Genomic DNA, 13,052 nt, shown 5'->3' on the forward strand with positions numbered 1-13,052 from the left:
CCCTAAACTTTCAAAAGCGCGCGGCGCAGCAACGGGCGCGCGAAAAGCTCGGCGAGATCCCCGGCCTGCTCATAGCCGTGGATCGGCGAGAACACCAGTTCGATCGACCACTTGGTGGTGATCCCCTCGGCTTCGAGCGGATTGGCCAGACCCAGGCCGCAAACCACCAGATCGGGGCGGGCGGCGCGGCAGCGATCGAGTTGGCGATCGACGTCCTGTCCCTCCGACAGCAGGGCCGTGGCCGGCAGCAGGGCCAGTTCCTCGGCCAGATGGGCGCGGTGCAGATAGGGGGTGCCGATCTCGATGGCCTCCATGCCCAATTCGCGCACCAGGAAGCGGGCCAGGGGGATTTCAAGCTGCGACTCGGGGAAGAAGAAAACGCGCTTGCCTTCCAGGGTCGCCCGCTGGCGTTCCAGGGCGCGGGCGGCGCGTTCCCGGCCGGGGGCGGTGACCCGGCGGAAGGTCAAGTCATCGACACCGAAGGCCTGGGCGGCGGCGGCGAGCCAGCCGGTGGTGCCCTCGACTCCGAAGGGGAAGGGGGCGGCGAGCCGGCGGGCGCCGCGGGCCTCCAGGCAGCGCGCCGTGTCGCCCAGGAACGGCTGGGCGAGCAGGAAGCGGGTCTTGGGGCCGATGGCCGGCAGGGCGGTGGAGCGCCGGGGCGGCAAGAAGGCGGTGCGGGCGATGCCCATTTCGGCGAACAGGCGGCCGAACTGATCCTCGACGACATCGGGCAGGGTGCCGACCACCAGCAGATCGGGGGCCTCGTCGGCGGCGGCGCTCGGCAGATCGGGCACCAGGGCGGCCAGACAGGCGTCCTCACCCTGGGTGAAGGTGGTCTCCAGGCCGCTGCCCGAATAGCTGACGACGCGGGTGCGGGCGCCGTGGACCTTGCTCAGGCGCAGGGCGGCGCGCTGCAGGTCGATCTTGATGACTTCCGAGGGGCACGATCCCACCAGGAACAGCAGGCGGATGTCGGGCCGGCGCTCGAGCAGGCGGGCGACCACGCGGTCGATCTCGTCCTGGGCGTCGGCCAGACCGGCGAGGTCCTGCTCCTCAAGAACGGCGGTGGCGAATCGCGGTTCGGCGAAGATCATCACCCCGGCGGCCGACTGCATCAGATGGGCGCAGGTGCGCGAGCCGATGATCAGAAAGAACGCGTCCTGGATCTTGCGGTGCAGCCAGATGATGCCGGCCAAGCCGCAGAAAACCTCGTGCTGGCCGCGTTCGCGCAGCAAGGGACGATCCCCGCAAACACCAAAGCTCGGGGACGAAGGCGTCCCCGGCTCGGGCGGGTGGGAGTCGGACAGGGCGGGGCGGCAGGTCATTGCGCGCCCTCGGCCAGGGCCACGCCGCCACGCCGCGCCGCGCGCAGCTTGATGACGAATTGGGCGGCGTTGACGACATAGGCGGCATAGGCGGCCAAAGCCAGCGTCATCATCTGGGCGGGGGCGAGTCCGCCGGCCAGCAGGGCGACCAGATAGCTGGTGTGCAAGGCCAGAACCAGCATGCTGACCACGTCTTCCCAGAAGAAGACGGGGGCGAACAGCCAGCGGCCGAAGACGACCTTCTCCCAGATCGATCCGGTGATCATGATCGTATAGAGAACCAGGGTCTTCACCACCACCGAGGCGTTGGCGATCTCCAGGCCGGCGCCCGTCGCCAGATAGCGCAAGACGAAATACAGGCTGACCAGAAACACCAGGAACTGCACCGGCGCCAGAATGCCCTGGACCACGGTCCAGGGCGAGCGGTCGCGGCGCGCGCGCTCCTCGGCGGTATAAAGGGCCTTGGACGGAGTCCGTGCGGCTTGCGAACGGGACGCGGAGGGGGTCAGATGGGGCCGGTGCACACAAAGAACTCCCGCATGGGCAGACCACGGACATCCGTCGACCGTGGCGATCATCCTGTCGATGTTGAGCGAACCCAAAAGCCGGCCAAGCCGGCCCAGCGTAAGGGCAAATCCCGTCTCGGGGTCGGCGTTTCGACCCGAAACCGCGGAGGCGTGCCTATCCAGCGCTTGGGATTCCAGGTGTCGCATCACGTTCCTCCTGCGCTTTGCCCTATGGCCGAAGCATAGGGCCGCAGGCTCCCATGTGTCAATCAAACATGACGTAAACCAGGATTGACGACCCTCCCCTGGCGGTTTCTCCCGTTCCGAGAGGTTGTTGCTGCGATGCGTCCAAAGCTTGCCTCTGAGTCGATCTCGCGGTACGGTAAATTCAATCCCGCACTTTTTTTAAGGTTCGGAAGTTTGCAGTCGATCCCTGAGGCGGGGACCGGGAAGCAAATTGGGCGCAATGATCCGGGACGGAGGCGGTCTTCGGGTCTGGCGCTCCAGCGGGAGGCGTCCTTGCCCGATCGGGTTAAGCGGTCGGTCGGGTTATTATGCGTCGAATGGGAGATCGCGCATGAGTTTCTCCGGGCAATTGGTCGAAGCAGAGTCGGTATGGACCCGCCGGCGGCCAGGAAAAGTGGCTTCGCCGGCCAAAGAACAGCGCCTGGGGGGGCGCGATGGACGGGGCGATAGTCGTCAGTCCCTGTTCAAGGTGATCGAGAACGAGATTATTCCGCGTCTTCTTTTGCTTCATGGGGTTCCCGTTCAGGATACCCGCAAGGAAGCCGAGGCGTCGGCGGAGTCGCGCGATGTCGAGGTCTTTGCCCGGATGATTTTGGGCGAGGATATCGACACCGTTCTGTCCGAGGTGGAGCGCCGGGTTCTCCGGGGCATGCCGCTGGATTCGGTCTATCAGCGCCTGCTGATGCCCGCCGCCCGCTGTCTGCGGGAAATGGGCGCGGCCGATAAGATCGCCTTCGTTGACGTCACCATCGGTCTGATGAACGTGCAACTGGTGGCGCGTGAGATTAAACGCTGGATCGACGACGGGACGATGCCCCGCCGCCGGGTCAGCGACGCCGCGATCGCCGCCCCGATGCGTCGGTCTATGGGGGCCTGATCGGGCGTTGTCCGGGAGGGACGCCGAGGGATGGCGTCCGGGAGGGACGCCAGGGGATGGCGTCCGGGTCCGCCGGAAGGGGGACCGTCTTTGCAGGTAGGCCGCGGAGGGGCTCCGCGGTGCTTGATTTGGATAAGGCTTTCGGGGAAAGCCGTTGGCCGCGGGGGCGGGCGACAGTCGGTTTTTCCCGAGACGATGACGAGCGACCACGGAAGGAACGGGCCTTGGGCCCGTTCCGGTTGCGGGTTCGGGTCCAGGGTGTTCCGTCGTGGCGGGCGTCCTCAGCGGCCGGGACCGGCGCCGAGACCGGCATCGCGGGGGATTAATAGGGTACCACTGCGGCTTTGTACCCCGCAGCGGAGTGTATTTTGTGGTTTCCTAAAACTGGGAGGCCGCCAAAAGGGGAATTCGTCGCCCGTGAGGGCGATTTCCAGACGAAGACCAATCTTTATGGGATTGTTCGAAGCGATTCGAACGCGGCGCTTGCGCTTTGATTTGTCATCATTCGGTCGCCGGTCGGGAATTCCGACAAAAGCGGTCTGACAATCCTTGTGATGGGGGATTTAATGGGTGTAGACGGTCCCCTTACCACCTCCACCGGTGAAAACACGCCGACGCGACGGTTGCCGAGCGCTTTTCGACGCGCGGTCCATCGCCGGCCTTACTCCTTAGAACTGATATTGTGAAACAGTTGCGCGACCCGGAAATCGTCCTTGAAGGTCTCGATCCCGAGACTGCGGTAACCCTTGTCACAACGGCGACCGATGTCACCCTGGTGATCGACCAGGAGGGCGTCATTCGGGATATCGCGCTGGGCGGTGATGGCAGTCTGCCGGTTCGGCGCAAGGATTGGCTTGGCCGGCCTTGGGCCGAAACGGTCAGCGCGGAAAGCCGGCCCAAGGTCGAGGCCATGCTGCGCAAGCCCGATGCCGTCGATCCGACGAAATGGCGGCAGGTCATGCACCTGACCGAAACCGGCGTCGAGTTTCCGGTGCTCTATGCCACCGTGCGTCCGGGCGGGCATGGACAGATCGTCGCCCTTGGCCGCGACATGCGCTCGGTCGCCACCTTGCAGCAGCGTCTGATCAACGCCCAGCATTCGCTCGAGCGCCATTATGCCCGCCTGCGCCACATGGAGACCCGCTATCGGCTGCTGTTCAAGCTGACGACCGAGGCGGTTTTGTTCATCGATGGCGCCAGCCGCCGGGTGGTCGAGGCCAATCCCGCCGCCCTGTCGCTGTTTGGCGAGACCGCCCGCCATATCGTTGGCCGGGCCTTCCCCTTTGGCTTCTCCCAGCCCAGCACGCAGGAAATCGAAACCCTGCTGGCCGGGGTGCGGACCATTGGCACCGGCGATCCGGTGGTCGCCACCCTGGCCGAGAGCAGCCGGGCGGTGCTGGTTTCCGCCGCCCTGTTCCGTCAGGAGCGGGCGACCCAGTTCCTGGTGCGGCTGACCCCCCAGGCCGGGGATCGCGAAACCAACGGCGTGCCGCCGGCGAAGTTCATGGTGCTCGACGCCGTCGAGGCGATGCCCGATGGTTTCGTCGTCACCGACCTCGACGGACGCATCCTGACGGCCAACGCCAGTTTCCTCGATCTGGCCCAATTGGCCACCCAGGAACAGGCGCGTGGCCAGTTTCTCGGGCGTTTCCTCGGGCGGGCCGGCATGGAGTTCAACAGCCTGCTGGTCAATCTGCGCGACATGGATCTGGTCACCCTGATGAACACCACCTTGCAGGGGGAATACGGATCGGTGGCCGATGTGGAGATTTCGGCGGTTTCGGCGCCGCTGGCCGAGCAGCCCTGCCTGGGCTTCGTCATCCGCGATGTCAGCCAGCGCCACGACCCCGATCAGAAGGGCGGCGGCGATTTCACCCGCTCGGTCGACCATCTGGCCGATCTGGTGGGCCGGGTGCCGCTGAAGGATATCATCCGCGACACCAACGACATCATCGAGCGCCTGTGCATTCAGGCCGCCTTGGAACTGACCGGCGACAACCGGGCCTCGGCCGCCGAAATGCTGGGCTTGAGCCGGCAAAGCCTTTACGTCAAGCTGCGCCGTCACGGCATCGGCGATCTTGATGGTGATCGCGAGGAGTGAATCCGAGGGGGATGGCCCGCGCGCCTCATCCCTAAGTGTCAATTATAATTGACGATCTTTTCTGTCAAACCTATGGTCAAGCCATGCAACGGACCGCAGTTCTGCCCTATGTGCAGCTCCTTAAACCGATTACGTGGTTCGCTCCGATGTGGGCGTTCGGCTGCGGGCTGATTTCCTCGGGTCTTCCGGTCTGGGACCGTTGGCCGGTGATCGCCCTTGGCGTGCTGCTCTGCGGACCGCTGGTCTGCGGCACCAGTCAGGCGGTCAACGACTGGTTCGACCGCCATGTCGACGCCATCAACGAGCCCGACCGGCCGATTCCCTCCGGACGGATTCCCGGGCGGGTCGGTCTTTATATCGCCATCGGTTGGACGGTGCTGTCGCTGGCCGTCGCCTGGGTGCTTGGTCCCTGGGTTTTCGGCGCGGCGATCTTCGGGCTGGCCCTGGCCTGGGCCTATAGCGCGCCGCCCTTTCGCCTGAAGGGCAATGGCTGGTGGGGCAATTCGGCCGTCGGCCTGTGCTACGAGGGGTTGCCGTGGTTCACCGGCGCCGCCGTGATCGCCGGCGCCCTGCCCGATACGCGGATCGTCCTGCTGGCCGTGCTTTATAGCATCGGTGCCCATGGCATCATGACGCTTAATGATTTCAAGGCGGTGGAAGGCGATATCCGCATGGGCGTGCGCTCGCTGCCCGTCCAGCTCGGCGTCGCTCCCGCCGCCCGTCTGGCCTGTGCGGTGATGGCCGTGCCGCAGATGGTGGTGATCGGGCTGGTCGCCTCCTGGGACCGCCCCTATCACGCTGGCGCCGTCGGCCTGCTGCTGCTCGCCCAATTCGTGCTGATGGCCCGCCTGCTCAAGCGTCCGCGCGAACTGGCCCCCTGGTATAACGCCACCGGCACCACGCTCTATGTCATCGGCATGATGGTCAGCGCCTTTGCTCTCGCCCCGCTGATCGGGGCGGTCGAACTGGCGCCGTTGATCGGGGCGGCCCCATGAGCGCGGTCGTGGCGTCGCCGGGTCTGAGCTGGCTGGGCATCGTTCGCTTAGGGCTGGTCCAGGCGGCGCTGGGCGCCATCGTCGTTCTTGTCACCTCGACCCTGAACCGCATCATGGTGGTCGAGTTGCTGCTGCCCGCCCTGGTTCCCGGGGCCCTGGTCACCTTCCATCAAAGCCTGCAGTTTCTGCGGCCGCGCTGGGGCTGGGGATCGGATCGCCAGGGGCGGCGCACGCCATGGATCATCGGCGGCATGCTTGTTCTGGCCACCGGCGGCATCCTGGCCGCCGTCGCCACCGCCTGGATCGGCAGCAATCCCACCGCCGGTCTGATCCTTTGCGTTCCCGCCTTCCTGCTGATCGGCATTGGCGTCGGCGCCTGCGGCACCTCGTTGTTGGCGATGGTCGCCGGCGGCGTTGACGATCGTCGGCGCGCTCCGGCGGCGACCATCGTCTGGATGATGATGATCGCCGGTTTCGCCATCACCGCCGGAACCGCCGGGCCTTTCCTTGATCCCTATACGCCGACCCGGCTGGTCGGGCTGACGGCGGTGGTCGCCGGCCTTGCCGTTCTCGTGACCGTGCTTGCCCTTTGGGGGGTGGAGCGCCGCTTGCTGGCCGGAGCCGCCCCGCAGACCGAGCGGGTGAAGGTGCCCTTCCGCGACGCCCTGCGGCTGGTCTGGGGCGAGGGGGAAACCCGCCAGTTCGCCATCTTCATCTTCGTTTCGATGCTGGCCTATAGCGCCCAGGACCTGATTCTTGAACCCTTCGCCGGCGCGGTCTTCGGCCTGACGCCGGGCGAATCGACCAGTCTGGCCGGCATCCAGCATGGCGGGGTGTTCCTGGGCATGTTGATCGTCGGCGTGATGGGGGCCTTGGGCAAGCGATCGATCTTCGGCTCGCTCAAGCTGTGGACCGTCATCGGCTGCCTGACCTCGGCCATGGCCCTGGCGGCCCTGGTGGTGGCGGCGCGGGTTGGCGGCGACTGGCCCCTGCGCGAAACCGTTTTCGCCCTTGGCCTGACCAACGGTCTGTTCGCCATCGCCGCCGTCGGCTCGATGATGGGGCTGGCAGCCAAGGGAACGCCGGGGCGCACCGGCCTGCGCATGGGGTTGTGGGGCGCCGCCCAGGCGATCGCCGGCGGTCTTGGCGGTTTTCTGGGAACGGCGGCGGCCGATCTGGCCCGCGCGCTCTTCGGCTCGCCGGCCGTGGCCTATGCCAGCGTCTTTGGCATCGAGTCGGTGCTGTTCGTCGTTTCGGCGGTGCTGGCGGCGCGGGTTGGCCGGGGGCTGGCGCGGCGCGAGGATGAAAGCGGCGGTCGTCTGCTGCCCCAGTCCGGGCGGCCGTGATGGACGCCGTCGTCGCCACGCAAACGCCGGCCGAGGTCTTCGATGTGGTCGTCGTCGGTGGTGGTCCGGCCGGGGCGACGGCGGCGACCGATCTGGCGCGGGCCGGTCGGCGTGTCGCCCTGCTTGATCCCGAAGGCCGGCCCAAGCCCTGTGGCGGCGCCATTCCCCCCCGGCTGATGAGCGAATTCGCCATCCCCGATGATCTGCCCTGCGCCCAGGTCAGCGGTGCCCGCGCCCTGGCGCCCTCGGGCCGGGTGGTCGATATGCCGATCACCGGCGCGGTGGTGTCGATGGTCGATCGCGCCGTTTTCGATCCCTGGCTGCGCGCCCGCGCCCATCAGGCCGGCGCCTGCCGCCTGCATGGCCGCTTCGAGGGCTTTGATCGCCAGGAGGACGGCGCGCTGGTGGTGCTTTGGCGCCCCGAGGGGGCGGCGGTGGCCAATAGGATCGTGGCGCGCTATGTGGTTGGCGCCGATGGCGCGCGCTCGAAAGTCGCTGCCCTCGCCGTTGCCGGCGCCGCGCCGCCCTGCGTCGCCGCCTATCACGAAATCATCCGCGCCCCGGCCGCGCCCGCGGCCAGTGCTCCGACACCCGCGACGGCGGCGGGGCCGGCCTATGACCCGGCGCGCTGCGATGTGATTTATCGCGGCGACATCTCGCCCGATTTCTACGGCTGGATCTTTCCCCATGGCGAGACGTTAAGCATCGGGTCGGGAACGGCGGTCAAAGGCTTCTCGTTGCGCGAGGCTGTCGCCCTGCTGCGCCGGGAAGCCGGATTGGACGGACTGGAGGTGGTGCGGCGCGAAGGCGCTCCCATTCCGTTGCGGCCGCGCAAGCGCTGGGATAACGGCCGCGATGTCGTGCTGATCGGCGATGCCGCCGGGGTGGTCGCCCCGGCTTCGGGCGAGGGGATCTATTACGCCATGGCCAGCGGCAAGATGGCGGCCGAGGCGCTTGGCGAGGCTTTGGCCGGCGCCGGTCCCGCCGCCCTGGCCCAGGTTCGCCGCCGGTTTCTCAAGGCCCATGGCAAGACGTTTTGGTCGCTTGGCCTGCTCCAGCGCTTCTGGTACCGCAGCGACCGCTGGCGCGAGAGTTTCGTTGCCATCTGCGCCGATCGCGACGTCCAGCGTCTGGTCTGGCAATCCTATCTGACCAAGGATCTGGCGCGCGGCAACATGGGGGCTTACATGCGGATTTTCTTCAAGGATGTCGCCCATCTGATCGGCATCGCCAAGTCTTGAGGGGACCGCTTCGCGCGGTGTGATGGGACGCGGCGCCCGCTGGGCCGTCGCCCGGGTCCTGGTCTTCGTCCGGCAGCAAGGGAGCGCCGCTGTGGAAAGCCTGTTTGCGACGGGGCGCGTGATCGACGCCATCCTCGTTTTGATGATCCTCGAAGTCGTCGCCCTGGTGTTCTGGCATCGGCTGACCGGCCGGGGGATCGCGCCGCGCCAGCTGCTGGGGGTTATCGCCGCCGGGGCGGCGCTGATGATCGCCCTGCGCTCGGCGCTGACCGGCGCGCCCTGGACGGAAACCGCCCTGTGGCTGAGCCTTGGGCTGATCGCCCATCTTGGCGATCTGGCCCTGCGGTGGCGTGGCGGTCACTCGCGCCTGCGCTAAAAAGAGAGGGAAGCCCCTTCTTGGGCGGGGCCGCCGTTTTATTCCCCGTGAAGACGGATGGGATCGCCGCCGGCGCGTTTGGCCACGTACATCGCCTGATCGGCGGTGGCGATCAGGTCGTCGCCGGTGGAAACCAGCGAGGGGTAAAGGCTGATGCCGATGCTGGCGCGGACCCTGTGGATCACGGTGTCGATGCTGACGGGCGCCGTGACCGCGTCAAGCAACCTGGCGGCCACCGTCCGCGCCCGGGCGCCATCCCGGCAGCCGCGCAACAGGGCGACGAACTCGTCGCCGCCGACCCTGGCCACCATGTCCTGGGGGCGCACCGCCTCGCTCAGACGCTTGGCAATCGTCATCAACACCCGGTCGCCCATCAGGTGGCCATAGGTGTCGTTGATCGGCTTGAAATCATCGAGGTCGATGAAGGCCAGGGCCAGGGGAACGGCGACGCCGGTCTCATCGACCTGACCCAGGTCGGCCTCCAGGCGCTCAAGGAAGGTCGCGCGGTTGGGCAGGCCGGTCAGCGGATCAAGCATGGCGATGCGCAACGCTTGGCGCTGGGCCTCCTTTTCTTCGGTGACCTCGCGGATAACCCCGACCATGCGGCGCGGTGTGCCGTCGGACTCGCGCAAGACATCGGCGGTCTCGCGGATCCAGTGGACCGACCCGTCGCGCCAGATCACGCGGTATTCCTGATCATGAAGGGTCGTTCCCGACAGGCAGGCTCGTTCCGAATCGGTTAAGGCGACAAAATCGTCGGGATGGACCATGGCGATGAATAGGTCGTAGGTGGGGGTGATCTCGGCCGGGGTGAAGCCGAACATCGGAAAGACCTCTTCGGACCAAAAGACTTCGTTGGTCTCGGTATTCCAGTCCCAGACCCCAATGCGGCCGAAGCGTTGGGAGGCGTTGAACCGTTCCTCGGTTTCGCGCAGGCGTTCAAGTTCCTGGGCGTCGCTCAGATCGCGCAACAGCCACAGGCGGCGCTGGCGGGCGAAGCCGCCGCAGGGGCCCAGGGACTGAAGCGTGGCCGGAAACCAGCCATGATCGGGGCGGTGGGCCGTGCCGCGGACCGGTTGGCCATCGCCCGGGCCTTGCACGGCGGCGGTCAAGGTGCCGCCAAACAGCTTGCGCGCCTGGGTGTCGCGGGCGAGTCCTTCGGGGCGACCAAGAAGCCGGGCCGCCTGGCGGTTCGCCTGGAAAACCCGCGTTCCCCCCTCGATGGTGATCAGGCCGCAGCCCGAGGCCTCCAGCGCCGCCGTCAGCAAACGCAGGCGATGACGGGCGCACCACAGCCCCAGGCCAAGACCAAGGGCGGCGAGAGCGGAGACGACCGCTGCCAATCCCGCCGCGGACATCGGCAGGAGGGAACTGATCGTCTCAAGGGTCATCGGGTATATCCTATAGGGCGGATCGTCTGAAAATTCGCTGTGGCTATATACGTTCGGAGAAAGCCGAAACAATAGGGGTAAAGCTTGTGCGAAACGGCGGGCGGCGGCGGATCGCCCCTGCGGAAGGGACGCGCCGTTTTCTCCATCGCTTGAGCTATCGCTTAAAAGCGCCCAAGCCAAGCTCGCATTGACGAAAAAGGGGTGTTAAGAAGGACGGACCGCAACAGGTTTCGTCCCAAGGACCCCGATTAAAGTCCCGACGACGAGGGAAGTTCCCTAAAAAACGGGCGAATTTTATCTAAATCCAATATTTCCAGGCGCCGATAGCGGGGAAAGCCGGATTTTTTTCATTTCCGCTTGGGGCTCTAGACCAAAGCCTCAGTAGTATGACAACCCCATTGGGCGCATTATGTCTGACAACAGACATGGTGGTCTTTGGTATGTAGAAAAAAGCCCTCCCTCCTCCGGGAGCGCTTGCCTTATCCCTTTCAAGTCATTTCGGACAAGATCATGATCCTCGACCGTCTCCCGGTATCGCGAAAGCTGTTCGCATTGGTTCTGGTATCCCTTTTGGGGATCGGAGCCACCGCCATTCTGGCCCTGTCCCAGGTCCATGATGTCATGATGGAGGACCGCCGGGCCAAGGTGCGGGCGATCGTCGATCTGGCTTTCAGTCAGACCGCCGATCTGGCCGATCGCGCCGCGCGCGGGGCGATCACGTCCGAGGCGGCGCAGGCCGGGGCGATCGAGATCTTGCGCCGCGCCCGCTACGATGGCGGCGAGTATCTTTTCATCATTGATACGAAAGGCCGATCGGTGATGCATCCCCTTGCCCCGGAGATGGAGGGCAAGGACATGAGCGGGGTGAAGGACGCCAAAGGCACGGCGATGTTCGCCGAGATGGCCCGACTCGCCGTCAGCCAGGGCAGCGGCTTTTTCGCCTACGAGTGGCAGCGCGGCGCCCAGGGAACGGCCAGTCCCAAGATCAGCTATGTGCGCAGACTGCCCCAATGGGACTGGGTCATCGGCTCGGGGATCTACATCGATGACGTCGAGGCCGCCTTCACCCGTCAGGCCTTGATCTTCGCCGCCGTGGTCGCCGCCGTGGTTGCGGTCTTGCTGGGCTTGTCGCTGGTCATCGGGCGCGGGATCGCCGGCCCGCTGGTGGCGATGACCGGGCGGATGCGCAAGATGGCGTCGGGCGATCTTGAAACGGCCATCCCCGGGGAAGCCACGGCCGATCAGCGGCGCGACGAGGTTGGCGAGATGGCCGGCGCCCTGGTGGTCTTCCGCGAAACCCTGCGCGATGCCAAGCGACTGGCCGAGGAGCATCGGCACGAAGAGGAGCAAAAGCACATCCGTCGCCAGCAGGTCGACGAGCAGATCCGCGCCTTCGAGATGACGGTGGTCCGCCTGCTCGATGGTCTGGTCAGCGCCGATCAATCGGTGCGCAGCACGACGACCCGCTTGGTCGATGGAGCGCGCGACACCATGAGCGAGGCCAATGAGGTGGCGGCTTCGGCCGAGCACGCCTCGGCCAATGTCGAGACCGTCGCCTCCGCCGCCGAGGAGCTTTCGGCCTCGATTCAGGAAATCGCCCGTCAGGTCGAGCAGTCTTCGGGCGTTGCCCGTCGCGCCGTGGAAGAGACGGGAGAGGCGACCAAGGGCATCGCCGAGTTGGAAGAGCGGGTTGGTCAGATCACCGATATCGTGAAACTGATCTCTGACATCGCCAGCCAAACCAATCTTCTGGCCCTGAACGCGACGATCGAGGCTGCCCGCGCCGGCGATGCCGGCAAGGGATTCGCCGTGGTGGCGGAGGAGGTGAAAAACCTCGCCAATCAGACCCAGAAGGCGACCAAGGACATTACCGGCCGAATCGCCGATGTCGAAGAGGCGACGACGCGCAGCGTGGAGGCCATTCGCGATGTCAGCAAGGTGATCGGCGAGATTCACGAGATTTCGGCGTCAATTTCGGCGGCGGTCGAGGAACAGGGGGCGGCGACCCGCGAAATCGCCCGCAATGTCGATGAGGCGGCCACCGGAACCAACCGCGTGTCCTCGGCCATCGGCCGGGTGCGCGCCGCCGCCGAGGAAGCCAATTCCGAAGCCGGCGATATGGAGCGCGCCAGCCGCGATCTTGGCCATCAGGCCGAGGTTCTGAAGGGCGAGGTCGCCGAATTCCTGCAAGGTATTCGCCTTGGCGATGGCGAGGACCACGCCCTGGTCACCTGGAGCGACGATCTGGCGACCGGTGACGCCCATGTCGACGAGGATCACCGGAAATTGATGGCCCTGGTTAATTCGGTCTATGGCCATGTCAAACAGGGCGAGGCCGGGGCGGCCCTCGAAGCGTCCTTCGGCGAGTTGAAGCGCTATTCGATCGAGCATTTCGCCGAAGAGGAAGCCTTCATGGCGACGGTGAATTTCCCCCAGGCCGAGACCCATCGCCGTCAGCACCAGCATTTCCTGGGACGCAGCGACGCCTTGTTCGAGGCCTATCGCCGGGGCGCCGATACGGCGGCGGTTGAACTGATGGGCCTGCTTGGCAGTTGGTGGGAGACCCATATCCGCATCTATGACACCGAACTGGCCCATTTCGTGCGCCGCCGGCAGGCCACTCCCACCCTGCGCCGCAGCGCCTGATC

Annotated in this window: 10 protein-coding genes; 7 read left to right on the forward strand and 3 right to left on the reverse strand. The window is 66.1% G+C overall.

The features are described from left to right. Nucleotides 1-2: 2 nt before the first annotated feature. Complete coding sequence (locus RRU_RS03250) at nucleotides 3-1,325, reverse strand: ferredoxin:protochlorophyllide reductase (ATP-dependent) subunit N (protein ID WP_011388381.1); 1,323 nt, start codon at nucleotides 1,323-1,325, stop codon at nucleotides 3-5. Continuing rightward, complete coding sequence (bchF, locus tag RRU_RS03255; RefSeq protein WP_014625978.1) at nucleotides 1,322-1,849, reverse strand: 2-vinyl bacteriochlorophyllide hydratase; 528 nt, start codon at nucleotides 1,847-1,849, stop codon at nucleotides 1,322-1,324. The genes RRU_RS03250 and bchF overlap by 4 nt, the downstream gene beginning before the upstream one ends. A 559-nt stretch (nucleotides 1,850-2,408) precedes the next feature. On the opposite strand from bchF, the gene RRU_RS03260 reads away from it, so the two are divergent. The 6 genes from RRU_RS03260 to RRU_RS03285 all read left to right on the forward strand — a co-directional run bounded on the left by RRU_RS03260 (nucleotide 2,409) and on the right by RRU_RS03285 (nucleotide 9,013). Then, on the forward strand, nucleotides 2,409-2,954 hold the full coding sequence (locus RRU_RS03260; RefSeq protein WP_011388383.1) for a hypothetical protein: 546 nt from the start codon (nucleotides 2,409-2,411) through the stop codon (nucleotides 2,952-2,954). A gap of 682 nt (nucleotides 2,955-3,636) precedes the next feature. Next, the gene (gene ppsR / locus RRU_RS03265) at nucleotides 3,637-5,055 is read left to right on the forward strand and encodes a transcriptional regulator PpsR (RefSeq protein ID WP_011388384.1); all 1,419 of its coding nucleotides are present in this window, start codon (nucleotides 3,637-3,639) and stop codon (nucleotides 5,053-5,055) included. Between the two features lie 83 nt (nucleotides 5,056-5,138). Beyond that, nucleotides 5,139-6,050 (forward strand): chlorophyll synthase ChlG, encoded by a 912-nt coding sequence (chlG, locus tag RRU_RS03270; protein ID WP_011388385.1) that lies wholly within the window; start codon nucleotides 5,139-5,141, stop codon nucleotides 6,048-6,050. After that, a complete protein-coding gene (locus tag RRU_RS03275) occupies nucleotides 6,047-7,396 on the forward strand; it encodes a BCD family MFS transporter (protein ID WP_011388386.1) in 1,350 nt (449 codons plus the stop codon). Before chlG ends, RRU_RS03275 begins: the two co-directional genes overlap by 4 nt. Next, entirely contained in the window at nucleotides 7,396-8,637 is a 1,242-nt protein-coding gene (locus tag RRU_RS03280) for a geranylgeranyl diphosphate reductase (protein WP_011388387.1), read from the forward strand. The genes RRU_RS03275 and RRU_RS03280 overlap by 1 nt, the downstream gene beginning before the upstream one ends. A gap of 91 nt (nucleotides 8,638-8,728) precedes the next feature. Next, complete coding sequence (locus RRU_RS03285) at nucleotides 8,729-9,013, forward strand: hypothetical protein (RefSeq protein ID WP_237703827.1); 285 nt, start codon at nucleotides 8,729-8,731, stop codon at nucleotides 9,011-9,013. 38 nt (nucleotides 9,014-9,051) lie between these two features. On the opposite strand, the gene RRU_RS03290 is transcribed toward RRU_RS03285, so the two are convergent. Next, nucleotides 9,052-10,404 carry a diguanylate cyclase domain-containing protein gene (locus RRU_RS03290; protein ID WP_011388389.1) on the reverse strand — a complete coding sequence of 451 codons (1,353 nt, stop codon included), beginning with the start codon at nucleotides 10,402-10,404 and terminating at the stop codon, nucleotides 9,052-9,054. Nucleotides 10,405-10,914: 510 nt separating this feature from the next. Here RRU_RS03290 and RRU_RS03295 point away from each other — a divergent pair. Next, entirely contained in the window at nucleotides 10,915-13,050 is a 2,136-nt protein-coding gene (locus RRU_RS03295; RefSeq protein ID WP_162470599.1) for a bacteriohemerythrin, read from the forward strand. Nucleotides 13,051-13,052: the final 2 nt, after the last annotated feature.

Source organism: Rhodospirillum rubrum ATCC 11170 (genome assembly GCF_000013085.1).
GTDB classification, from domain to species: Bacteria; Pseudomonadota; Alphaproteobacteria; order Rhodospirillales; family Rhodospirillaceae; genus Rhodospirillum; species Rhodospirillum rubrum.

What these genes read in the sequence shown, in the direction of transcription:
- RRU_RS03250 (WP_011388381.1), bottom strand. Translation starts at nt 1,325, where the DNA reads ATGACCTGCCGCCCCGCCCTGTCCGACTCCCACCCGCCCGAGCCGGGG.
- RRU_RS03260 (WP_011388383.1), top strand. Translation starts at nt 2,409, where the DNA reads ATGAGTTTCTCCGGGCAATTGGTCGAAGCAGAGTCGGTATGGACCCGC.
- chlG (WP_011388385.1), top strand. Translation starts at nt 5,139, where the DNA reads ATGCAACGGACCGCAGTTCTGCCCTATGTGCAGCTCCTTAAACCGATT.
- RRU_RS03275 (WP_011388386.1), top strand. Translation starts at nt 6,047, where the DNA reads ATGAGCGCGGTCGTGGCGTCGCCGGGTCTGAGCTGGCTGGGCATCGTT.
- RRU_RS03280 (WP_011388387.1), top strand. Translation starts at nt 7,396, where the DNA reads ATGGACGCCGTCGTCGCCACGCAAACGCCGGCCGAGGTCTTCGATGTG.
- RRU_RS03290 (WP_011388389.1), bottom strand. Translation starts at nt 10,404, where the DNA reads ATGACCCTTGAGACGATCAGTTCCCTCCTGCCGATGTCCGCGGCGGGA.
- RRU_RS03295 (WP_162470599.1), top strand. Translation starts at nt 10,915, where the DNA reads ATGATCCTCGACCGTCTCCCGGTATCGCGAAAGCTGTTCGCATTGGTT.